We start from the raw sequence: 22,293 nt of genomic DNA, 5'->3' as shown, positions 1-22,293 counted from the left end.
CACGGCCGCGCGGGATGCCGGCCGGTCCGCCGCGGGTGTTCAGGCGCCCTTAACCCTGGCCATGGGACAATGTCGACAGGCATTGGCGTGGTCGTGGCACCTTGCGGCAGACCTGAGCTACCGACCGGTAGCCCGACCCGAACCGAAGGGCCGCTGTGAAGCGCACTGCCCCCTTGTCCGCCGCCATGGCCGTCTCCCTCGCCGCCGGCGTGCTGTTCACCACAGGCACCGCCTCCGCCGGGGAGCAGGCCGGCACCTCACGTGCCGGGCGCGACGTCTACGGAACGAAGACCCCGTACGCCCCGCAGGGCAGGCCCGGCCGCTACCAGAACGCGCCGGAGGGTTTCGTGCCGGTCTTCACCGAGAGCGTGGCCCGCCACGGCTCCCGCGCCATGACGGACAGCGGCGACGGCGACGCCGTGCTCGCCGTCCTGCGCCGGGCGCAGGACCAGGGCGCCCTCACCGGCCTCGGTACGCGGCTGGGCCCGCAGGTGCAGTCCCTGCTGGCCGCTGCCTCCGCGCTCGGCTACGGCAACCTCTCCGCCCGCGGCGCCGAGGAGCACCGGCAGACCGCGCTGCGCCTGGAGCAGCGGCTGCCGACCCTGGTCGCGGGCATCGCCGCCCGGCACGAGTCCATCGCGGTGGAGACGTCGGGGGTGCAGCGCGCGGTGGCGAGCGCCGATGCGTTCACCGGCGGTCTGGCCTCCGGGGAGCCGGCGCTGGCGGGCTTGATCAAGGCGCCGGTCACCGACAAGAACCTGCTGTACTTCCACAAGCAGCCGCAGAACGCCGACTACCAGGCGTACGTGAAGAGCGATCCGCAGCTCGCCGCGGTTCTCACCGGGATCGACGGTGACCCGCGCACCGCGGAGGCGGCGCACCGCGTCGTCGCGCGCCTGTTCCGGGAGGACTTCGTAGGAGCCACGTCCGCCGAGGCGCAGGTCTCGTTCGCCCGTTCGCTCTACCAGCTCTACAGCGCGGCACCCGACCTGGCTGTGGAGGCGCCGGACGTGGACCTCGGCCCGTTCCTGACCCACCGCGACGCCCAGTGGTTCGCCTACCTCGACGACGCAGAGGAGTTCTATGAGAAGGGCCCCGCGTTCAGCGGACGCACGATCACCTACAGGATGGCCGGCGTCCTCCTCGACGACCTCCTCGCCCAGGCCGAGGCCAAGGCCGCCGGTACCAACCACAACGGCGCGGTGCTGCGCTTCACCCATGCCGAGGAGATCGAGCCGCTCGCCGCGCTGATGGGCCTGCCCGGCAGCACCGAGCCCGCCGAACCCGGGCAGCCGTACGCGTACGGGAACAACCCGTGGCGCGGGGCCGAGGTCTCGCCGATGGCGGCGAACATCCAGTGGGACCTGTTCGCGAACACGCCGTCCGACGGCCGACCGGCCGGCTACCTGGTGCGCATGCTCTACAACGAGAAGGAGACGGCCTTCAAGCCCTCCTGCAAGCCTGTGGCCAAGGGCAGCTACTTCTACGACCTCGACGAGCTCAAGCACTGCCTCGCACACGCCTGAGCGACGCCCGGCGGGCCGCGGTGACGCTCAGGTCCGTACGCCGCCGGTCCCCCCGGGGGGCGGTGCGCGCAGGGCGGCTCGGCTCGGACGGCTCACGCAGCTGTTCGGCGGTGCAGGCGGCGGTGCCGGCGAGACTGGGCCCGCCGGGCCGGCGCGAACAACAGCGCCGGCCTCCCTCGGCCTGCCGGCCTGGGCCTGGCCGCCCCCTCCGCGCCCGTCCAGGCGCACGGCGGCGAGCTGGAGCTGGAGACGGGGCCGGGCCGGGGGGCGCGTTCCGGGTCCGGCTGCCGCGCTCCGTACAGGGCCGCAGTGCCCGTCCGGGCCCAAGCCCCGTCGTCCCCGAGGTGTGGGCCACGGCCGACCGGGCCACCATGACGGGGAGGGCGACGGGCTCCAGCGGGACGCCCGCCACCAGGGACGGCTGGGTACGGACGGGAGGCCACGTGGACCTGGACGAATCGGCCCGGGCCTGGGTCATGATCATCGGCGTCGTCGCCGTCATCCTCGCGGACCTCACGGCGATCATCCTGATGAACGTCATCGGCCGCTAGTAAGCAACGGTGCTTACTGTGACGAGGCTTCAGCTTCTTGGGCTGTGGCCTCGTCTCCTGTAGTGGCTGGTTCGGACCTGTTGTTGGCGTCGGCGGCGCCATCGGGACCAGTGCAGGACGTGGTCGACGCTGCGGCGGACAGGCCGGGTGAGATGCGTGATCAGCCGGCGGATCACGGGGACGGTGAGGGGTATCAGGTCTGGCGTTCGAGCAGGTCCAGCCCCTTTTCGAGCTGCTGGGCCCGCATGACGGCGAGGTAGGCGTGGGCGGCCATGGCGAGGGTGATGTGCCGGTACCAGCCCGGTTAGCGCCGGACCTGGTAGTCGTCCAGGCCGCACTGGCCTTTCGCGCTCTGGAAGCACTTCTCGATCGCCCAGCGCGCACCCGCACCGCGTGCACAGCCGCATCCCCGGGATCTCCGCGACGTCCAGGGCGCGCTGCACATCGAGCAGCGGCGCACCCTGCGGGGCTTCCTCGCAGTCCGGCGCGTGCAGCACACCCCGGGCCGGGCCCCGGCCCGCGCGGACCTTCGCCAGGACCCAGCCCGAAGGCGGGCGCTCACCGAGGACCTCGCGGACCGTCGACTTGGCCCCGGACTCCCAGCTTTGTCCCCAGGGGCAAAGTAACCCGCTGGTTGATTTCAGGACTTCGGGGCGGCGGTCTTCTTGGGTTGGCGGGGCACGGTCTTGGTCTTGTCAAGGTGCCCGTACACCGTCGACCTTGGCACGCTGAACATGTCGGCGATCTGCTGGACGGTCTTCTCTCGCTCGTCGTAGAGCCGTTGGGCGAGCGTGGCCTGGTCCTCGGTGAGCTTCGGCCGGCGCCCGCCAACCCGGCCCCGGGCGCGGGCGGAGGCAAGCCCGTCGTTGGTGTTCGCCACGATCAGTTCGCGCTGGAGCTCGGCCAGCACGGACAGCATCCCGAACATCGCCCGTCCCTCCATCGTGGACGTGTCGATGCCCTGCTCGATCACGTGCAGCCCGATGCCGCGCTCGCGCAGGTCGGCGCCGAGCGTCACCAGGTGGAGCACGGAGCGGGAGAGCCGGTCGAGCCGGGTGACCTTCAACGTGTCGCCCCCGCGCAACAACTGGAGCACGAGGTCGAGCTTCGGCCGGGATGCCTTCGCGCCGCTCGCGGTGTCGACGTGGATGTTGTCGCGGTCGACGCCGGCCCGCAGCAGGGCGTCGATCTGATGATCGGGGTTCTGGTCGGCGGTCGAGACCCGCGCGTAGCCAATGAGCATGTGTCGGAATCTATCGGGGGCACCGTTCACCGACGCTGTTTTCCGACGCGAGTTTCCGACACTGCCCACCTGCGGGTTCGTGATCACGTCCCCAAGTGTCGGCAGACGATCGTTTGCCGATACTGAAAGATCGGTCTGATACATGACCGGATCAGCCTGGGTGTGTTCGGCGGTTGCTCAACTGTTTGAGTGTCCAGCGGGTGCTGCCTGTGGTGTTGGTGCTTGCGCCGGGCGTGAGGCGGTCGTGTCGTCTCCTTCTTGGCGGGCCGGGCGCCGGGGCAGCCGCGACGAGGGCAGCAGGCCGAGAGCGGCGAGTGCGGCCAGGATCAGCAGAGTGGAGCTCATGGTTGAAGCAGCCGTGCCGGCTGCGCTGGCCGCGACGGCGATGCCGAGGGTCGGCCCGATATTCATGGCGGTCTGCTTGAGTCCGCTGACGACCCCGGCGTACCCGGGCGGCGCGTCACCGACGACGGTCCCGGTGGCGGTGACCATCACGGTGGCGAACCCGGCACCGATGGCGGCAAAGGCTGCAGCCATGGCCATCCATGTGCTGGCGGAACCGAGCCGGGACAGCCCCGCGATGCCGACCACGACGAGGACCGTACCGGCGATCGCGGTGCGGCGCGCACCGTACCGGCGCAGTGCGGTGACCGCAGCGGGTGAGCCGAGGACCATGAGCACGGTCAGCGGGAGTACGCGCAGACCGCTGGCGAGTGGGTCGAGGCGAAGTGCGTCCTGGAGGTAGAAGGTGGCCCTGAACAGCGCGCCGAACAGGCTGGCGGTGGTGACCAGCAGGATCGCCATCGACGCGGTCACCGGTACGGACCGCGCTACGGCCGGCGGAACGATCGGGTGTGTGGTGCGGCGTTCGTGGCAGGTGAGCACCGTTGCGACGCCGATGACAGCGAGGAATTCGAGCAGCGTCGGCGCGGCGGTCCACCCCCGCGCGGGTACGTCGGCCAAGGCGTGGACCAGGATTGCGAGCGCGACCGCTAGCAGGCCCGCGCTGGTGAGGTTGAGCCGTGGAGAGTTGGCACGTTGAGGTGCCGGCCTCCGTACGGCGAGGGCGAGGACGGCGATGACGAACGCGAGGGGCACGTTGACCCAGAAGACGGCGCGCCATCCCAGATGAGCCACGAGAACACCGCCCAGGAGCGGACCGGACCCTGCCGCTACCGCGATCGCACTGGTGCGGATGGCGATCGGCTTGCCGAGCCGGTCCGCGGGATACGCCAGCCGTAGCAGCGCGAGCGTCGCAGGTTGTAGGAACGCGGCGAACCCGCCCTGCACCGCGCGCAGGACGATCACCCAGCCGACGGCCGGCGCGAGCGCGATCCCGGCCGAGGCAGCCCCGAAACCGAGGACGCCGACGAATAGCAGGCGCGGGTGCCCGTACCGATCCCCGAGGCGCCCGGCAATCACGAGTAACGCGGCCACGGCGACCAGATAGCCGGTGCTCGTCCACTGGATCTGCGCCACGCTCGCGCCGAGATCACGCTGCATGCCGGGCTGCGCCATGAGCAGGATGGTCCCGTCCAGTGCGACGATCACCGCGCCGACCACGCTGACCAGAAGTGCAATCTGCCGCTGTGCGGGTGCGGTCATGAGGTCACCGGGCCGAGGTGGGCGTCCAGAACTGCCGCGATGAGCCGGTCGCGTTGGTTGTCGTCGGGGTCGCCGTCCAGCGGTGGGGCGCCGAGGGCGAGTTGCAAGCTGCCCCAGGCCCACAGCTGGGCGATGCCGTGCAGGTTTGACCACAGGGCGGCGGCGGTCACCGCAGGCGGCGGTCCGGCCTCGTTCGGCCCGTCGGCGCGTCGCGCGGCATCCCGCTCCGATCGGCATCGGGCGACGAGCCCGGTGAAGTGTCCGAACAGCGGGAGGGTCGACTCGCGCAGCCTCGGTTGGTCTGATGCCTGCGCCGCGCCGTCGAGCAGGTCGTGCCGCCACATGAGTTCGAACATGCCGCGGCGTTCCAGTGCGTACCCGACGTACGCCCGCGCGAGAGCCTCCAACTGGCCGCGCGGTGTGGTCGTGCCGGCGACAGCGGCCTCGAACATGGCTGCGAGATCCTCGAAGCCGCGACGACCGATAGCCGAGAGCAGCGCGTGGTGCGTGGGGAAGTACCGACGCGGCGCCCCGTGCGACACCCCGGCTCGACGGGCTATTTCCCGCAGACCCACGGACGCGGAGCCCTCGGTCAGCACAAGGTCGACCCCGGCATCGATCAACCGCTCCCGAAGGGAGCTCTCATCAGTCATAGACAGTGTCTACCATGCATTCGTAGACACTGTCTACTCATTGAGTGGGTGATCATTCTGCTCAGCGGGTGGCGGGGTCCGCCGGCTCGCTCGCTCACGGCGGCACGCTGACCGGGAGTGGTAACGCCTGATAGGTCGAGGCGCTTGTTCATGTCGAGGCGGAACGTGCCGTACGGGTTGATGTTCGACCAGAACAGCGCGGTCAGCCCACGCCGGTCCTCTTCGCTCAGCTTCTTCGCCCAGGCCGGCTCGGCGAGTACCCGCTGAAGCAGCAGGGTGTTGATATGTACGAGACTGCTCTGGAGCAGGTGCAGGGCGAGCATCGAGGTCTCGGCGCGTTCCTTGTCCGGGCCGGTCAGGGCGCCGTCCTTGGCGTAGTGCAGGACGGTGTTCGCGCTGTTCCAGTTCTCCACGACCTGGAGCCCGCCGTGGACCTCCCGGCGCAGGCCGGGGCTGGCCGGGTAGTCACACGCGAAGATCGTGCGCACCGCGCGGCCCAGCTCTTCGAGGGCCTGGTAGGTCGGGTGCTTGGGGCCGCCGCGGGTGAAGCGCCGCAGCACGTGTTCCGCCTCGGTGGTGCCCAGGCGCAGGGCGGTGGCGTACTTGACCACCTGGTCGTACTGCTGGGCAATCAGGTCCCGGCGGATCGAGCGGGTCAGGGAGCCGCCGAGCGCCGGCCAGCCGGGCGGGTCGTCGTCGAGCCGGTACAGGCGGACGCTGCCGATATCCTTCAGCCGGGGCAGAAGCCGGAAGTTGAGCAGCTCAGTGAAGGCGAACCCGACGATGCTCGCGCCGTGGGTGTCGACGTAGTTGGACTCGATCTCGGCGTCCGTGATGTGCCGCAGCAGACCCTCGATCATCGCCGCGACCTCGGACGACGAACAGCTCTTGAGCTGGGAGTAGATGCAGACGTTCTTCCGCTCCACGTGCCAGTAGATCATCACGCCGTTGCCGCCGTAGCGGGCGTGGTATTCGGTCATGAAGTTCGAGGACCAGGACCCGAACTTCTTCGAATCCGACGCGCATGCCGTGCCCTGCCCCCACCGCGCGGTGTCGCGGGCCGCGAAGGTGGCGTTCACCAGTTCGTCACGGCGGCGCGCAGGTTGTCGACGGTGATGAAGTGCCGTCGCACGTGCCGCAGGGCGGCTGCGGTCTCGCCGTGCTCGCCGGTCGCCGCGATGGCGCGAATGCCCCTGTTCGTACCGAGTGCGAACAGGGCGAGCAGCAGCCGACGCTGGAGGACGGCGCGGTCGATGCGCTCGTAGGCGGCGACGGAGGCGAACTCATCGGTGAAGCCGGTGGCGAAGTCGGCGTTCTTCACCACGTCCAGGAGGTCGATGGTGCCCCAGCGTCGTACGACCTCGTCCTTGAGCGCTTGGAGGCCGGTGGGTTCGTCCAGCTTTTCCAGCTCGGGAACGGTGATCCACGGCTCGCCGTGCCGGGTGGTGACCTTCACCCCGCCCGCGGAGCCGTCCGCGAGCGCGGCCGACAGCCGGTTCAGGCCGGCCGTCATGCGCTGCTTCAGGTCCGTGATGAACGCCTGCGGGTCGGGCCGTCGCCAGGCCGGCACGCAGGCGCGGGCTCCTCCTCTTCACCCCTATTCGTTCCCGGCCACTCGAGTCCGGCGGGGGATTCGGAACCTCCAGGATTACTTGCCCTGTCCGGCCCATGCGCCGAAATCGTCGCTGGCCCGGACCAGGTCGGCCATTCGGCTCGAGGAACAAGCAGTCCGTCACCCGCTATGAAGCGGGCAAAACAGCCAAACGCATAGCGGTCTGATCGAAAAGTACCGATACCGACCTCTGACAGGGGTGGAAAGGCCAGCTGGAGGGTCAGGCGCCGCCCTGGAACATCATGTATCCGAGTCCCGGCCCCTGTCCGGGATTACCCGCGGGCTGCAGGTTCAGCAGCAGCGGATTCGTGTACGTCTGACCGAGAACGGTGATGGTGAGCTGACGGCCCGGGAAGTAGGTGTTCACCCAACGGGAGAGCGGGCCCCACAGGTTCTCCAGTTCCACCAGGATCCCGATGGGGTTCCCGCGGACGAGCCGCATGTTGGTCGCGTGGTGGCGGGCGATGACGTCGAATCGCACGGACTCGGCGGTCACCTGAATCAACTGGGTCAGCGCAGCCTGCATGTTGGCCTGGTTGTAGTTCTCGCCACCGAGCCGGCGCAGGACGTTGATGGAGCGGAGGATGTCGCCCGCGCTGACGTTGCGCTGGCCCCGGTCCCCGGCGTCGAGATTCCCGCGTCCGGCGTAGTTGCTCCCGATTCCCAGGCTGTCGACATTGACCGTCGGGAAGCCGGCGGCCCGGATGTTCTGCTGCATGAGGCCCTGGAAGTCATTGAAGGCGTAATGCGTGTTCAGATGCCCCTGCACTCCGTTCGCCGACCAGAACCCCATGAGGTACAGGTTGTCGGATCGGAAGTACAAGGAGACCTGATGCCCTCTGACCTGTCCAGGAGGCGTGTTGCGGTCGATGATCCTCAGCTCGATGATGCGGTTGGCCACGGCAGACGTCACCGCCGAATTCCCGGTTCCGGTGCTCGCGCTGTGCGCTATCTCGCGGAACTCCCGGATCATTTCCTCGTACCGGCCCGCGATTTCCTGGGCGTTCGCACCCACGTTGACCATCGACGTGATGTCCCAGTCGACGGGGTTGATGCCGGGGCGCGGAAGGGCGGAGGCCGTCGGGGCAGCGAGCAGAGTGGACAGCACGGCCCCTAGAAGCGCCAGGGCGAGCGTGATCCTCCGAACGATGTCGCGCGTAATGGTCGTATGCATGTACGGGTCTTCTTCTTTCCTGTGCCGGGTATGGCGCTCGATGTTCCGCGGGGCTGATCAGCTGGTGCGGTACCAGTGCTGGTAGGGGTTGTCGCGCCCGTACTCGTGCACGTACGCGTTGCCCTTGTAGTCGGAGTCGAGCGCGGTCCCGGACGATTCGTTGACCATCGCGTAGACCCCGTCGCGCACCCAGGTGTTGGCCCACTGCTGAGAGCGGTCCTGCGCATTACAGGCGGCGCCGATGACGGACGATCCCTTCGCCGCCAGACAGCGGCCCGTCTTGGTGCTCTGGATCATGACGTCTCTGTACCAATCACCGGTGTGCAGCATCCAGTGCTGGTAGGGATTGGTCGATCCGCAGTCCTTGGTGTAAATGTTCCCCTGGAAATCTCCGTCGAGGCAGAGCCCGGTCTTCTCGTTCTGCAGTGCCACACCGTCGATGGCCGCCGCCGGAACCGTCAGGGCCGCGGCAAAGACGGCAGTGAGGACACCGCCGATGAGGCCGTTTCTGAACTTCATCAAGTTGTTCCGTTCTTTGCGCGAGAATGCCGAAGCCCTACTGCATGATCCACTGCATGTAAGGGTTGCCCGTGCCGAAAATCGACACATACGTTGACCCCTTGGCATCGGAGTCCAACGCGTACTTGTTCTCGTAATTGACGAGGGCACTCACGTTTTCGTCGATATACCATCGCTGCCACCGCTGCGCGTACTCCGTGGAGTTGCAGCGAACTCCGTATACCTCATTCCGGCCCGGCCCGAAGCCGGAGAGGCACAGTCCGGTTTTGACGCTGCGCATCTGAAACGTGTCGGTAGCGGAGACGGGGGTCAGGACCCAGTGCTGATAAGGGTTGTCCCCGCCGCACGCATGGGTGTAAATGTTCCCCTTGGTATCTCCGTCGAGGCACAGGCCGGTCTGCCTGTCCTTGAAGGCCACACCGGATGCGGCATGGGCCGGGGTGGCGAGTGCCGCGAGGCAGGCTGCCGCAACGGCAGTGCTGCACAACGCGAATCTCTTCTTGCCCACGTGGATCTCCGTTTCGTCGGACTTTCATTCGGGACCTTGCACGCCTCTGGAAACGGCGCCTGGGCACCGCCGGTCGACGGCGGCGTCCGGGCGCTGCGTTCGTTCGTGTGTCAGGCCGTTGTGCCAGGGCCTCTGTGCCGTGCATGCTGCGCGTACGGCTGAATCGGGACAGGGCCCACGACCACCCAACCCAGGGAGGATGGGAACCGCCGCACGGACTCTCTCCCGGTCCTCCGGGAGGTCTAGTACTGCCGAGCCGGGCAGATGGCGTCGCCCCACGCGGTGGTCACGATGCAGTCCTTGCCAGGGTCGATCCCCGGGATCTCCACGCCGGCGCCGACCCGGTGCCCGGTCCCGGGCACCTCCGAAGCAGCGGCTGCAGCGGAAGCGGCGAGGCCGCCCATCCCGATCCCCGCGGCCAGTACGAGGGCCACCAGTGCCCGGCGCGTGTTTCCCCGCATGTGCGTCAACTCCTGCTGTCACCCGGCGGCGGTCACTCCGCCGGTGTGGTCATCTGTGCACCGCCGCCCGTCCCGGCCGGCTGTGATCACCACTGTGTCAACCCGGTGACGGGCGCGGCAGACCTCCGGGGGATCATCTGTGTGCCATGCACTTTTAGGAGGGATTACGTGGACGTACCAGCAGTTGACAGCGGGTCGGCGGGCATACCGGGCCTCGACGGCGCCGCGGTGCTGCTCTACCGCTGGACCGTCGTCCATGCCCACCTCACCCGCGACACGCTGGCCCGGGCCGCGGCGGAGACCGGCATCGACGACCTCGAGGCCGCCCGGGCACTGGACTCCCTCCTGGGTGCCTGCCTCCTCCAAGAGCTCCCCGCCGCCCCCGGGAATCCGGACGTGCGCTGGCAGCCGGTCAGTCCGCAGGCCGCCGCGAGCCGCCTGCTCGCCGACCGCGACGCCGCGTTACGCGCACAGGAGGAGGCCCTGCGCACCCAACGCCACCGCATCCAGCAGGAACAGGACGGGCTCGCGGCCCTCACGCCCGTCTACCTCCAGGCCCGCCAGCACGCCTTCCCCCAAGGCACGATCGACCACCTGCCCGACAAGTTCGCCGTCCGGACCCGGCTCACCGACATCATCGACTCCTGCCGCAGCGAAGTCCTGGTCTCCAAGCACGGTGGCTCCTTCCCTGTCGCGGCCCTGCGCGAAGCCCTCCCCCGAGACCTGGCCCTCCTCGCCCGCGGCATCCGCATGCGCAGCCTCTACCAGCACGCCACCCGCTTCGACCAGCCCACCCGCACCCACGCCGAACGCCTCGTCGCCGCCGGCGCCCAGATCCGCACCCTGCCCGAAGTCCTCCCCCAGATGATCATCGTGGACCAGGCCCTGGCCCTGCTCCCGGCCCGGTCCGGCGGCGCCCTGATCATCCGCGAACCCGACCTCCTCGCGTACCTCCTGGACGTCTTCGAACGCGACTGGGCCCAGGCCACGCCCTACGCCAGCGGCCCGCACGCCGCACAGGGCGTCTCCCAGGCCATGAAGCAGACCATCCTCGTGATGCTCGCCAAGGGGCTCAAGGACGACACCATCGCCCGCCGCCTCGGCATCTCGCTGCGCACCTGCCGGCGGCACGTCTCCGAACTCCTCGAGACCCTCGGCGCACACAGCCGCTTCGAAGCGGGCGTCATCGCCGAACGCCAGGGCCTCCTCACCCACCACCCGGCACCCGCACCCGCACCCGCACCCGCAGCCCCGATGGCAGCCCCGCTGAAAACCCCAGTGGACGCCGTCCACCCGGCCCTGGAAACCGCCCGGCCCGGCCCCGCCCCCGCGTGCCCGGCCTGCGGCCAAGCCCTGCCCACACGACCCCAGGGGCAGGCCACCGGACGGCCAGCCCGCTACTGCTCCCCCAGTTGCCGCTCCCGCGCGTACCGCGCGCGAAGGTCCCCCGGGGAGGCAACGAAACGGGCCGGCGCCTGACGACCGTCACGAAACCCACCGCCCGCGTGACGAAACCCCTGCCCGGCACCAGTGCGTCCTTCGCCAGAGCGCACCGAGGAAGACGTACGCGGTCATGGGGGCCTGGTCCGCCACGGGGTGCCGCAAGCCGGCTCGGCGGAGGCGTGCGCCTGCCGCCGGTACGACTGCGACGGCCTGGTCCCGGCGTCCTGGTGCGCCGAACACGGGGACGCAGCCGGCCCGGTGATGGAGTGCCACCCTGGCGGCGGACTGAGGTGTGCGGACCTGGTCCGCAGCCGTACGGGGAAGGAGCCGGCCGCCTCGAGGTGACCGCCTGGTCTGGTGTCGGGGCAGGGTCGTGCCTCACGGGGGAGGACTGTCCTGCGCGGCCGGGGTGTGTGCCCCGGCCGGGCGGTGCTCTGCTTACGCCTGCTGCTTGGCGTCGATCTCGGCGATGAGGCCCTCGATGAGGTTCTTGATCTCGTCGCGGATGGGGCGGACGGCCTCGACGCCCTGGCCGGCGGGGTCTTCGAGCTGCCAGTCGAGGTAGGTCTTGCCGGGGAAGTACGGGCAGGCGTCGCCGCAGCCCATGGTGATGATGTAGTCCGACGCCTGGGCCGCCTCAGGGGTGAGCACCTTGGGGGTCTGGCCGGAGATGTCGATGCCGAGCTCGGCCATGGCGGCGACCGCGGAGGGGTTGATCTGGCTGCCGGGCATGGAGCCGGCGGAGCGGACCTCGACGCGGTCGCCGGCGAGGTGGCGCAGGAAGCCGGCGGCCATCTGGGAGCGGCCGGCGTTGTGGATGCAGACGAACAGGACGGACGCGAGCGGGTTCGCGGGCATCGGCTCTTCCTTGGGGTGGCAGGCGACTGCGGCACGCCGGCGGGCGGCGGCATGGTTCAGCCAGGGCTGGTATCAGTCTTCAGTGATGTGACAGTATCAGCGGATGATGACGTCAGTCGACACTGATCTGATCCGGGTTCTGGCCGACCCGCTCAGGCTCAAGATCGTGACTCTCCTCGCCCAGGAGACGCTGTGCACCACCCACCTCGTGGAGGAGACGGGTGCCAAGCAGACGAACCTCTCCAACCACATGAAGGTGCTGCGCGAGGCCGGGTTCGTGGACACCGAGCCGTGCGGGAGGTTCATCTACTACCGGCTGCGCCCGGAGGTCATCGAAGCTCTCGCCGGTCAGTTCGCCGACCTCGCGAAGACCGTGCGAGCCACCGCGGAAGCGAACCTCAAGCGGTCCTGCCCCTAGGGTCCCGCGGCCTTGCCCGCCCCGCCTCACCTGCCCGAGGAGAACACGTCGTGACCGCCACCGAGCCCGTCGGCGCTGCCCCCGCAGCTCAGTCCGTCATAGCCGCCGACGCGCCCCAGCCCGCGCCCGGCGCGACTCCGCCCCGTACTCCGCTGGTCGCCCGCGCCGCCGCCGAGCTGGTCGGCACTGCCGCCCTGGTCGCGATCGTGGTCGGCTCCGGCATCCAGGCCACGAAGCTGACCGGCGACGTCGCGCTGCAACTGCTGGCCAACTCCACCGCCACCGTCTTCGGCCTCGGCGTCCTGATCGCACTCCTCGGGCCGGTCTCCGGCGCACACTTCAACCCGGCCGTCACGCTGGCCGAGTGGTGGACGGCCCGCCGCGGCGGCGCCGGAGTCAATGCCCGCGAACTCGCCGTCTACGTCCCCTCGCAGATCGCCGGCGCGATCGGCGGCGCGATCCTGGCGGACGCGATGTTCGGCGAGCCGCTGGTGAAGTGGTCCACCCACGACCGCTCCGCCGGCAACCTCCTCCTCGGCGAGGTCGTGGCGACCGCGGGCCTGATCCTGCTGATTTTCGGCCTGGCCAAGACCGACCGGCTGCGCTTCGCGCCTGTCGCGGTCGCCTCCTACATCGGGGCGGCGTACTGGTTCACCTCCTCCACCTCCTTCGCGAACCCCGCGGTCACGATCGGCCGGGCCTTCACGGACACCTTCGCCGGCATCGCCCCGGCCTCCGTGCCCGCGTTCATCGGCATGCAGCTTCTCGGTGCCGTGGCCGGCCTGGCGCTGGTTGCGCTGATCTTCATGAACGGCAAGCACGGCAAGGCCGCTGAGGAGTCCTCGCCGGAATGACGCAGCAAACGGATGTGGTGGTGGTTGGCGGCGGGCAGGCTGGGCTCGCCGCCGGCTACCACCTGCGCCGCCTCGGAATCGAGCACGTCATCCTCGACGCCCAGACGGCGCCAGGCGGGGCGTGGCAGTACATGTGGGAGTCCCTGCGCCTGTTCTCCCCGGCCGCCTACTCCTCGCTGCCGGGCCGTCTCATGCCTGTACAGAAGGGCCGGCTCTACCCTGATGCCGCGCACGTGGCTGCCTACTTGGCTGACTACGAGAAGCGCTACGAACTCCCCGTCCAGCACGGGGTTCGGGTGGACGCCGTTCACGACGAGGGCGCCCTGCTGCGGGTCGAGACCGGCTTCGGCACCTGGCGGGCCCGCGCCGTCGTGAGCGCGACCGGCACCTGGTCGCGGCCCTTCGTCCCCGCGCTCGCGGGCCGCCACGCGTTCGCCGGCCGCCAGCTCCACACCGTCCAGTACGCCGGCCCTGCCGAGTTCGCGGGGCAGCGGGTGGTCGTGGTGGGCGGTGGCAACTCCGGCGCGCAGATCGCCGCCGACCTCACCGGCCACGCGGCCGTGACCTGGGTGACGCAGCGCCCGCCGCGCTACCTGGCCGACGACATCGACGGCCGCGCCCTCTTCGACGTGGCGACCGCCCGCCGCCGCGCACTCGACGAAGGCCGCAACGACACCGGTGGCGTCGCCTCCCTCGGCGACATCGTCGCTGTACCCCCGGTGCGCGCGGCACGTGACGCCGGACTCCTGGCCGCCCGCCCGATGTTCACCAGCCTCACCGCCACCGGCCCGCAGTGGGCGGACGGCACCCGCCAGGACGCCGACGCGGTCATCTGGTGCACCGGCTTCCGCCCCGCCCTCGCTCACGTCGCCGCCCTGCGCCTGCGCGGCACCCGCGGCCACATCCCCACCACCGGCACCCGCGCCGCGGACGACCCGCGGCTGCACTTTCTCGGCTACGGCGACTGGACCGGCCCGGCCTCCGCCACCCTGATCGGAGTGGGACGGACGGCCCGCGACGCCGCCCTCGACATCCGAGCCCTGCTCAGCTGACCGGCCTCACACCACCACGGTGCTGCGGCGTTCCAGCAGGACGACATCCCGCCACGCGCCGTGGTGGCGGCCGATGCGCTCGCGGGTGCCGATGATGCGGAAGCCGGCTCGCTGGTGGAGGGTGAGACTGGCGGTGTTCTCGGGGAAGATCCCGGACTGGATCGTCCAGATGCCCACGGCCTCGGTGGAGGCGATCAGGGCGTCCAGCAGTGCGCGGGCGATGCCCTGGCCGCGGGCGTCGGGGTGGACGTAGACGGAGTGCTCGACCACGCCGGCGTACGCGCACCGGTCGGAGACGGCGCCGGCCGCCACCCAGCCCAGCACGGTGCCGGCGTCGTCCAGGGCGACGAAGCGGTGCCGGGGCAGCTTGGCCTTGTCGAACGATGCCCAGTCCGGGGCCTGGGTCTCGAAGGTGGCGTTGCCCTCGTCGATCCCGGCCTGGTAGATCGCCAGGACTTGCTCGGCGTGCTCGGGCAGCAGCGCTTCGATCCGGACCACCGGGCTCACGCGGTGGCCTTGGCGGCGCCGGACAGCAGGGCGCCCATGGCGGCGAGTACGGAGGGCTCGACCTTGTAGTACACCCACGTCCCGCGTCGCTCGGAGGAGAGCAGCCCGGCCTCCTTCAGCTTCTTCAGGTGGTGGGAGACCGTCGGCTGTGAGACGCCGACATCGGAGATGTCGCAGACGCACGCTTCTCCGCCCTCGTGGGAGGCGACGGCGGAGAACAGGCGCAGCCGGACCGGGTCACCGAGTGCCTTGAACATCTTCGCCGCGACCTCGGCCTCGTCGGCGGACATGGGGCGCTCGTTCAGCGGGGGGCAGCACGCGGCGACGTCGGGCTCCAGGAGCGGCAGGACCTTCACGTTCGACATACGTCTATGTTGACACGTGTCGAATCAACCCGGTAGGGCGGACGGCTTCGACGGGTGGTGTGCGGCGAGCCCGCGGGCGCCTGGTGCGCACAAGTCCACGCCCCGCGGCGCTCGGCTCCCCTTGATTAGACGAATGCCTATGTTGACGCTTGTCAAATCAGCTGCCATGCTGATCACGCAGGACATCGACAAGTATCGAAACACGGAGGAGGTCGTCGTGAACGAGCAGCCCGTACCCGCCACCCCGAACCGCACTGAGACGACGGCCGCCTATTGCGTCTCGGCACCCGCGCAGGCGCCCGGCGAGACGGTCCCCGCCCCGTCCGCCCCGTCCTCGCCGTGCTGCGGCACCGGCGATGACGCGGAGGCCGCCGGGTCCTGCTGCGCTCCGCAGGCCAAGCGGGAAGCCGTCGCCACCGGCGCCGGCTGCTGCCGACCACCCGAGCCCGCCCCACCTGCCCCACCCACCCGCCCGCTGTACGAAGACCCCGGAGAGACGCCATGAGCGAGACCACCACCGACCTGCCCGTCGTCGTGATCGGGGCCGGCCCCGCCGGCCTGGCCGCGGCCGCCCACCTCCACGAGCGCGGCCTGGACTTCCTCGTCATCGAGGCCGGCCCCCACGCCGGGACCGCGACCCGCGAGTGGTCGCACGTGCGCCTGTTCTCCACCTGGGGTGAAGTGGTCGACCCGGCCGCCGAGAAGCTCCTGGCCCCCACCGGCTGGACGAAGCCCGACCCGGCCACCTACCCCACCGGCGGGGACTGGGCCGCCCTCTACCTCCAGCCCCTCGCCGATGCCCTGGGCGGCCGCGTCCGCTACGGGGCGCGCGTCACCGGCGTCTCCCGCTCCGGGCGGGACCGGATCGTCGACGCCGACCGCGACGCCCAGCCCTTCACCGTCCACACCAAGACACACGACGGCCGCGAGGAGCGCCTGTTCGCCCGCGCGGTGATCGACGCCTCCGGCACCTGGTCCACCCCGAGCCCCGCCGGCGCAAGCGGCCTCGCCGCCCTGGGAGAGAAGGCGGCCGCCGACCGCATCGCCTACCGCGTCCCCGACCTCACCGACCCCGCCGTCCGCGCCCGATACGCGGGCAAGCGCACCGCCGTCATCGGCTCCGGCGCCTCCGCCTTCACCGCCCTCGCCTACCTCGCCGACCTCGCCAAGACCGACGACGGCATCGGCACGCACGCCACCTGGATCCTGCGCCGCGGCATCTCCGGCTCCACGTTCGGCGGCGGTGACGCCGACCAGCTGCCCGCCCGCGGCGCCCTCGGCCTCGCTGCCAAGGCCGCGGTGGACGGCGGGTACGCGGACGCGGTCACCGCCTTCCGCACCGATGCCTTCGAGCGGGACACCGACCACCGTCTGGTCCTGGTCGGCGAGGACGGGCGCCGCCTGGACGCGGTGGACGAGGTCATCGTGCTGACCGGGTTCCGCCCCGACCTGTCCTTCCTGGACGAGCTCCGCCTGGGCCTGGACGAGCGCCTCCAGGCCCCGCTCGTCCTGGCGCCGCTGATTGACCCCAACCAGCACTCCTGCGGAACCGTCCACCCCCACGGCCAGGCCGAGCTGTCCCACCCGGAGAAGGACGTCTACCTCGTGGGCATGAAGTCCTACGGCCGCGCCCCGACGTTCCTGGCCATGACCGGCTACGAGCAGGTCCGCTCGATTGCCGCCCACCTCGCCGGCGACCACGAGGCCGCCGAGCGCGTCGAGCTGACCCTGCCGGAGACCGGCGTGTGCGGCGGCGCTGGCCTCTTCGACCAGCTCGAGACCACCGGGCAGAGCGATGGAGACGGCGGCGGCTGCTGCGCGGCGCCGGCCACGCTCACCATCGGCGCCCCAGCCGCTGCGGATTCCTCCGGCGGCTGCTGACGGTGGCGCATACCGAGGCCGGCGTGGCCGCGCGACCAGGACGGGGGTCCGGTCGCGGCCACGCGCCGTGCTGCCCGCCCTGTGTGCCACGCAGATCCCCAGCTGGGGGGCGTTCTCGCCCTCGCCGGGGGACTGGCTTCCTCGGGGGCAGGGGGGCACACCTCCGGCGCGACCGGCGGCCCCGCATCGCTGGCAAGTTCATCCTTGGTGGTCCCCCTGACGGTGGCCCAGCTCAAGGACGCGGCCTTGATGGATGCCGACGTACCGCAGGTGAAGGCGGAGATGTACGTGCAGGAGGTGAAGCACCAGCCCAGCAAGTTCCGGCCGGTATCGGAGCCCGCCTGCCGGACCTACCTCGGCATCCGCACCGGCGAGCGGTCGTACGCGCGTGTCGAACAACTCATCGGCTGGCGCGACCTGCGCGACATGCTGGCGCGGGCCCACATCCAGCTCGGCGGACCGATCGTACTCGTATGGGACAACCTGCGGAGGCACCCGGTCGAACCGATGCGCGAGTTCATCGCCGACCACGCCCAACCGGCCCACTGGCCTCCAGCTTCCGAGCCGCTCAAGCTCACCGGACCTGAACCCGCAGGAGGGCATCTGGTCGCTGGTGAATCACGACATCGGCAACCTCGCCGCAGCCGACCTCGGCCAGATCGCCCGGGCCGTCGACCGCAGGCGCAAGCAGATCCAATACCGCCCGGACCGCGTCGACGGCTGCCTGGCCGACACCGGCCTGATCACGGACAGCTGACCGACATCACGCATTCAAGTTCAGTAGCAGTTGCCGTGTGCGAGCTGGCCGGCAGCCGGCCAGGCCCTGTCGTCGGCGGCCAGCCATGGCTCGTTCGCGGCGGTGGCGGGGGTTACCCCGGTGAACGCGCGGACGTCGTGGTACAGGTGGGACTGGTCGGCGTAGCCGCCGTCCGCTGCCACCCGCGCGGGCGAGTGCCCGCGGACCAGGCGGTGAACGGCGCGGTCGAAACGGACCAGCATGGCGGCGCGTTTGGGAGTCAGGCCGATCTGCGAGCCGAAGCGCGCCCAGGTGCGCTGCCGGCTCCACCCGACCCCGGACGCGAGGTCGCTCACGCGGGTTCGTCCCTGGCTGGAGACGATCTGACGCCACGCCCAGGACACCTCTGGATCGACGGTCCGGCCGGCGGCGAACCGGGCGGACAGTTCCGAGTCGACGAGCGCGAAACGCTCCGGCCAGGTCCGCGCATGGTGAAGCCGCTCCCGCAGGCGCGCCGCGTCGCGGCCCCACACCTCGTCGAGCGCGATGACGCCTCCGCACAGCTCCGCGAGCGGTAGGCCGAGTACGGGCTGCGCGACAGGCGGGGACAGCCGGATCTGTACACACGCGACGCCCTCGGCGCGCACCTGGAAGGGGCTGAAGGCGAGCCCAACGGCCAGGCCGTCCCCACGCGTTCGACCGACCGCGCCGTGGAGGTCGAACGGGCGGTCGCCGAACTCGATGGCCACGGTGACGGCTGGGTGGGGGATGGTCCGCAGTTCGATCGCGCTGCTGCCGCCTATGCGGAATCCGGCCATCTCGACGCCGGGCAGCGCGGAGACCCGCGACGGCCGCGCGATCTCCCAGGCGGCGGTGGAGTCGGCCCCGGGGCGGACAGGTTGCATGCCCCAACGGTACGAGCGGGTGGAGGCGAATTCAACCAGCCCGGGAGGCAGGACATTTCCCCAATACACCCGGCGGTGGCCGGCGCGACAGTGATGGCGTTCACCGACCAAAGGGCAGGAGAAGCCATGGACGAGAAGACGACCGCCCCGCACCGCCAACCCGCCTGCAGCCCCCCGGACACACCGCCGGGCAAGCCGCGCGGACGGCGCAGCCGGAGCCGGCGGAGGCGGATCACCGTGCTGGCCGTCGGCGTGCTGACCGCCCTGCTCACGCTGAACGCGGTGTCGGTCCTCACGCAGAGCGCCGACGCCTCCGGCGGGCACCTCGTGCACATCCCTGGCGGGGACCTCAACGTCGTGCAGGACGGCCCGCCCGACGCGCCCACCGTCGTCCTCATCCACGGCCTTGGCGGTTCGACGAGCTGGTGGGCCCCGGTGCTGCCGGCCCTGCGTGATCTGCACGTGGTGCGGGTGGACCTGCTCGGGCACGGCGGATCGGCCAAACCGGCCAACGGCTACGGCATCGCGGACCAGTCGCGCCGGGTCGGGACCGCGCTCGACCGGCTCGGGGTGCGCCGCGCGATCGTCGTCGGACACTCCACCGGCGGCGCCGTCGCCACGTCGCTGGCCGAGCAGCGGAGCGACCTGGTGGCGGCGATCGCGCTGATCGACGCCGGCCCCCGGCTGGACGCGTACATCGGCGGCAGTTTCGTCGACAATTTGGTGACCACACCGGTGGTGGGGCAGCTGATCTGGCGGCTGCGCACTGACGGCACCGTCCGCGCTGCCCTGAGCACGGCGTTCACCCGCAAGGTGGCGGTCCCCGACCGGATCGTCTCGGACATCCAGGGCATGACCTACCGCAGTCTCACCGCCACCGACGAGGCGTCCAGCGCCTACCTGAAGGAAAGGCCCCTCCCCGATCGGCTGGCCGGCCTCGGCCTGCCGACCCTGGTGATCTTCGGCTCGCGGGACCGGCGGTGGCAGCCGTCCAGCGCGCAGGACTACCGCCGGGTGCCCAACGCCCGCATCGTGATCCTCGAAGGCGTCGGCCACACACCCATGTTCGAGGACCCCGACGCTACGGGATCCCTGCTGCACGGTTTCGCCGCGGAGGACGCGCCACACTGATCACCCCTCGCCGGTCCCGCAACCGCCCGCACGGGTGTGCCGCACCTGAACGGCCGTGCTTCCCGGCCGACCTATCGAGCGAGCCAGTAGCGCGCCACAGGTCACGCCCGGTGAACCCGACCCGCTGACAGGCGCGCGCCTTCGAACGTCAGGGGCTCTGTCCCCGACACCCCCGCCGGGGCCCCGCCCCCTCCGAGAGCGTTCGTGCCCCGGCCTACGGCCGCCCTGGAGGCTCGAAGCGGCTCGCGGACGCCACACCGTCCAGGGGGCGGGGCATCGCCCTCTCCCCGGCAAGGGGGTCGCCTCCGGCAGTACGACTCGGCGCCGCTGATGCTGGGGCAGGGGTGCGAAAAGGGTGGACTGGTCGGGCCGAGGGGATGGCTGAGGCCCGCATCCGCCGCGCCGGCGGCGGCGACCAGCAGCGCGGGCCGGGCGAGCCACCGCGGAACCAGGGTGCGGAAGCAGCCGGACACGACGAAGTACGCCACCCACACCCCCAGCTGCGCGCCTGCGGACCGCCGTGGCCGTCCTGCCCAGCGCCACCGTGGCCACGGCCGCCGCGTCGGCGGGCTTCGCCGGTCAAGCCCACCTCGCCCGCACAGCCCGCAGCCTCCTCGGTCGCACGCCCGCCTCCATGGGGCGGACCCCGACCCGCCGGGCGCGCTGAAACCGGACGCCCGATCGGCTCCCGGCGAGGATCACGGCTGGCAGCGGCGCTCAATGGGGCCGACTCGCAAGTCGAGGACCAACGGCGCGGGCCCGGCGCCGAGGAGCAGCCCTGATCTTCACCCTCAGGACCGGACCGGCGATGCGATCAGGCGATGGACCGAGGACAGCGCTGATCAAGTGACCTGCGTCACACGATGTCAGGATCTCCGTCGACGCGGTGTCTTGTGCTCGAGCCCCCAGAGCGAAGGAGACACCGTGAGCGGGAACACCGAAGTGGTCGTGATCGGCGGCGGATACGCCGGAGTGATGGCGGCCAACCGTCTGACGCAGCGCGACGACGTGACCGTGACCGTGTTCAACCCGCGCCCGGTCTTCGTCCCGCGGCTGCGTCTGCACCAGCTGGTGGGCGGGACCCACGACGCGGTCGTCGCCGGGCGCGCCGGCAGGAAGCCCAAGGAGCTGTCCTGCGACTTCAGCGTCAAACACCTGGTGACCGAGGCCCACAAGCCCGGGTCGCACTCCTGGCCCAAGGCCGGAAAGCACAGGTCGTCCCTGCTGCTCGCCCAGCGCGGCAACGCGGCGACACCGGCCGCGTAGGACACATCGCCGGTGACCCGGGGGCGCCGGCTCGAGCGGCCACCAACCGGAGACAGGAGAGGACCAATGGACACAACACGTGAACCCGGTGGGCAGCGGCAGGCCGGCGGCGATGCGGCGGGTCGTGACAGCGGCGCCCTCGAGGCGACGGAAACGTTTGTCGCCCACCGCAGCCTGCTGTTCACCGTCGCCTATGAGCTGCTCGGATCGGCGGCCGACGCCGACGACGTCCTGCAGGAGACCTGGTTGCGCTGGGTCAGGGTCGATGCGGCGCACGTCAAGGAGCCCCGCGCCTACCTGGTCCGGATCACCACCCGTCAGGCGTTCAACCGGCTGCGGTCGATGAAACGCCGCCGGGAGGCGTACCTGGGCCCCTGGTTGCCGGAGCCCCTGCTCACCACCCCGGATGTGGCCGCCGACGTCGAACTCGCCGAAAGCGTGTCGATGGCGCTGATGCTCGTGCTCGAGACGCTGACCCCGGCCGAGCGGGCGGTGTTCGTGCTGCGCGAGGCGTTCGGGATCGGCTATGACGAGATCGCGGCCGCGCTCGACAAGACCCCCGCCGCCGTGCACCAGATCGCCCACCGCGCCCGACGCCACGTCGAAGCCCGCCGTCCGCGCCGCTCGGTCACCGCACGCCAGGCCGAGGCGGCTGCCGACGCGTTCCGGCGCGCGCTCGAGACCCGTGACCTGCAGGGCCTGCTCGACGTGCTCGCCCCCGACGTCGTGGCCATCAGCGACGGAGGCGGCATCAAGCAGGCCTCGCCACGGCCGATCATCGGCGCCGACAAGGTGGCCCGGTTCATCACCGGTGGCCTCACCAGGAACGACGTCGCGCTCACCGTCGAGGCGACCATGGTCAACGGCAGCTCCGCACTGGCCCTGCACGTGGACGGGGAACTCGACGGCGTCATCGCGATGCGCGTCGAGGACGCCCACATCACCGGCCTCTACTACGTCCGCAACCCGCAGAAACTGACCCGCATCACATCCAAGACCCCACTCACCCTGCGATGAAGGGCCAC

21 protein-coding genes and 4 pseudogenes are annotated in these 22,293 nt (G+C 70.7%); 11 read left to right on the top strand and 14 right to left on the bottom strand.

The genetic code is table 11. The features are described from left to right. Nucleotides 1-155: 155 nt before the first annotated feature. A complete protein-coding gene (locus ACFY15_RS15855; protein WP_390688251.1) occupies nt 156-1,526 on the top strand; it encodes a histidine-type phosphatase in 1,371 nt (456 codons plus the stop codon). A gap of 744 nt (nt 1,527-2,270) precedes the next feature. Here the strand turns inward: ACFY15_RS15855 and ACFY15_RS15850 are convergent. From ACFY15_RS15850 to ACFY15_RS15805, 10 genes and pseudogenes are all read right to left on the bottom strand, one after another. Next, nucleotides 2,271-2,471 (bottom strand): annotated as a pseudogene (locus ACFY15_RS15850) (IS701 family transposase); the annotation flags it as partial. Nucleotides 2,472-2,514: 43 nt separating this feature from the next. Beyond that, nucleotides 2,515-2,574 (bottom strand): annotated as a pseudogene (locus tag ACFY15_RS15845) (hypothetical protein); the annotation flags it as partial. Between the two features lie 143 nt (nt 2,575-2,717). Continuing rightward, nucleotides 2,718-3,320, bottom strand: coding sequence for a recombinase family protein (locus ACFY15_RS15840; protein WP_390688250.1), 603 nt, complete (start codon nt 3,318-3,320; stop codon nt 2,718-2,720). 177 nt (nt 3,321-3,497) lie between these two features. After that, entirely contained in the window at nt 3,498-4,925 is a 1,428-nt protein-coding gene (locus tag ACFY15_RS15835) for an MFS transporter (protein WP_390688249.1), read from the bottom strand. Continuing rightward, complete coding sequence (locus ACFY15_RS15830; protein ID WP_390688248.1) at nt 4,922-5,578, bottom strand: TetR/AcrR family transcriptional regulator; 657 nt, start codon at nt 5,576-5,578, stop codon at nt 4,922-4,924. The genes ACFY15_RS15835 and ACFY15_RS15830 overlap by 4 nt, the downstream gene beginning before the upstream one ends. After that, nucleotides 5,575-7,091, bottom strand: a pseudogene (locus ACFY15_RS15825) (transposase). Before ACFY15_RS15825 ends, ACFY15_RS15830 begins: the two are co-directional and overlap by 4 nt. A 319-nt stretch (nt 7,092-7,410) precedes the next feature. After that, nucleotides 7,411-8,364: a ribosome-inactivating family protein gene (locus ACFY15_RS15820; RefSeq protein ID WP_390688246.1), complete on the bottom strand. Its 954-nt coding sequence runs from the start codon at nt 8,362-8,364 to the stop codon at nt 7,411-7,413. A 57-nt stretch (nt 8,365-8,421) separates the two neighbouring features. Next, complete coding sequence (locus ACFY15_RS15815) at nt 8,422-8,883, bottom strand: ricin-type beta-trefoil lectin domain protein (RefSeq protein ID WP_390688245.1); 462 nt, start codon at nt 8,881-8,883, stop codon at nt 8,422-8,424. 37 nt (nt 8,884-8,920) lie between these two features. Further along, nucleotides 8,921-9,391 (bottom strand): ricin-type beta-trefoil lectin domain protein, encoded by a 471-nt coding sequence (locus ACFY15_RS15810; protein ID WP_390688244.1) that lies wholly within the window; start codon nt 9,389-9,391, stop codon nt 8,921-8,923. Nucleotides 9,392-9,633: 242 nt separating this feature from the next. Further along, nucleotides 9,634-9,852, bottom strand: a complete 219-nt coding sequence (locus tag ACFY15_RS15805) for a hypothetical protein (protein ID WP_390688243.1) — start codon at nt 9,850-9,852, stop codon at nt 9,634-9,636. Between the two features lie 168 nt (nt 9,853-10,020). Here ACFY15_RS15805 and ACFY15_RS15800 point away from each other — a divergent pair, with 168 nt between their 5' ends. Beyond that, on the top strand, nt 10,021-11,331 hold the full coding sequence (locus ACFY15_RS15800; protein WP_390825627.1) for a LuxR C-terminal-related transcriptional regulator: 1,311 nt from the start codon (nt 10,021-10,023) through the stop codon (nt 11,329-11,331). A gap of 402 nt (nt 11,332-11,733) precedes the next feature. Here ACFY15_RS15800 and ACFY15_RS15795 read toward each other — a convergent pair whose 3' ends face one another. After that, entirely contained in the window at nt 11,734-12,153 is a 420-nt protein-coding gene (locus ACFY15_RS15795; protein ID WP_390688241.1) for an arsenate reductase ArsC, read from the bottom strand. 103 nt (nt 12,154-12,256) lie between these two features. Here ACFY15_RS15795 and ACFY15_RS15790 point away from each other — a divergent pair, with 103 nt between their 5' ends. From ACFY15_RS15790 to ACFY15_RS15780, 3 genes are read left to right on the top strand one after another with little or no spacing between them, the layout of a single operon-like run. Beyond that, nucleotides 12,257-12,571: an ArsR/SmtB family transcription factor gene (locus ACFY15_RS15790; protein ID WP_390688240.1), complete on the top strand. Its 315-nt coding sequence runs from the start codon at nt 12,257-12,259 to the stop codon at nt 12,569-12,571. Nucleotides 12,572-12,621: 50 nt separating this feature from the next. Then, complete coding sequence (locus ACFY15_RS15785; protein ID WP_390688239.1) at nt 12,622-13,425, top strand: aquaporin; 804 nt, start codon at nt 12,622-12,624, stop codon at nt 13,423-13,425. Further along, nucleotides 13,422-14,477 carry an ArsO family NAD(P)H-dependent flavin-containing monooxygenase gene (locus ACFY15_RS15780; RefSeq protein ID WP_390825626.1) on the top strand — a complete coding sequence of 352 codons (1,056 nt, stop codon included), beginning with the start codon at nt 13,422-13,424 and terminating at the stop codon, nt 14,475-14,477. The genes ACFY15_RS15785 and ACFY15_RS15780 overlap by 4 nt, the downstream gene beginning before the upstream one ends. Nucleotides 14,478-14,483: 6 nt before the next feature. On the opposite strand, the gene ACFY15_RS15775 is transcribed toward ACFY15_RS15780, so the two are convergent. Both ACFY15_RS15775 and ACFY15_RS15770 read right to left on the bottom strand, forming a co-directional pair. Next, a complete protein-coding gene (locus tag ACFY15_RS15775) occupies nt 14,484-14,984 on the bottom strand; it encodes a GNAT family N-acetyltransferase (protein ID WP_390688237.1) in 501 nt (166 codons plus the stop codon). Continuing rightward, entirely contained in the window at nt 14,981-15,349 is a 369-nt protein-coding gene (locus tag ACFY15_RS15770; RefSeq protein ID WP_390825625.1) for an ArsR/SmtB family transcription factor, read from the bottom strand. The genes ACFY15_RS15775 and ACFY15_RS15770 overlap by 4 nt, the downstream gene beginning before the upstream one ends. Nucleotides 15,350-15,515: 166 nt before the next feature. Between ACFY15_RS15770 and ACFY15_RS15765 the strand changes: the two genes are divergently transcribed. The 3 genes from ACFY15_RS15765 to ACFY15_RS15755 all read left to right on the top strand — a co-directional run bounded on the left by ACFY15_RS15765 (nt 15,516) and on the right by ACFY15_RS15755 (nt 17,987). After that, a complete protein-coding gene (locus ACFY15_RS15765) occupies nt 15,516-15,854 on the top strand; it encodes a hypothetical protein (RefSeq protein WP_390825624.1) in 339 nt (112 codons plus the stop codon). Continuing rightward, nucleotides 15,851-17,230, top strand: coding sequence for an FAD-dependent oxidoreductase (locus ACFY15_RS15760; protein ID WP_390825623.1), 1,380 nt, complete (start codon nt 15,851-15,853; stop codon nt 17,228-17,230). Before ACFY15_RS15765 ends, ACFY15_RS15760 begins: the two co-directional genes overlap by 4 nt. Before the next feature lie 613 nt (nt 17,231-17,843). Continuing rightward, nucleotides 17,844-17,987, top strand: a complete 144-nt coding sequence (locus ACFY15_RS15755; protein WP_390825622.1) for a hypothetical protein — start codon at nt 17,844-17,846, stop codon at nt 17,985-17,987. A gap of 20 nt (nt 17,988-18,007) precedes the next feature. Here the strand turns inward: ACFY15_RS15755 and ACFY15_RS15750 are convergent, their stop codons facing one another. Beyond that, entirely contained in the window at nt 18,008-18,871 is an 864-nt protein-coding gene (locus ACFY15_RS15750; protein WP_390825621.1) for a helix-turn-helix domain-containing protein, read from the bottom strand. A gap of 126 nt (nt 18,872-18,997) precedes the next feature. Between ACFY15_RS15750 and ACFY15_RS15745 the strand changes: the two genes are divergently transcribed. The 3 genes and pseudogenes from ACFY15_RS15745 to ACFY15_RS15735 all read left to right on the top strand — a co-directional run bounded on the left by ACFY15_RS15745 (nt 18,998) and on the right by ACFY15_RS15735 (nt 22,285). Next, nucleotides 18,998-20,002 carry an alpha/beta fold hydrolase gene (locus ACFY15_RS15745; RefSeq protein WP_390825620.1) on the top strand — a complete coding sequence of 335 codons (1,005 nt, stop codon included), beginning with the start codon at nt 18,998-19,000 and terminating at the stop codon, nt 20,000-20,002. Between the two features lie 924 nt (nt 20,003-20,926). Beyond that, nucleotides 20,927-21,100 (top strand): annotated as a pseudogene (locus ACFY15_RS15740) (NAD-binding protein); the annotation flags it as partial. Nucleotides 21,101-21,334: 234 nt separating this feature from the next. After that, entirely contained in the window at nt 21,335-22,285 is a 951-nt protein-coding gene (locus ACFY15_RS15735) for an RNA polymerase sigma-70 factor (RefSeq protein ID WP_390825619.1), read from the top strand. Nucleotides 22,286-22,293: the final 8 nt, after the last annotated feature.

This window comes from Streptomyces sp. NPDC001373 (genome assembly GCF_042895815.1).
Lineage (GTDB): Bacteria > Actinomycetota > Actinomycetes > Streptomycetales > Streptomycetaceae > Streptomyces.
The sequence above is the reverse complement of the archived record's forward strand: the minus strand, read 5'-3'. Positions and strand labels throughout refer to the sequence as shown.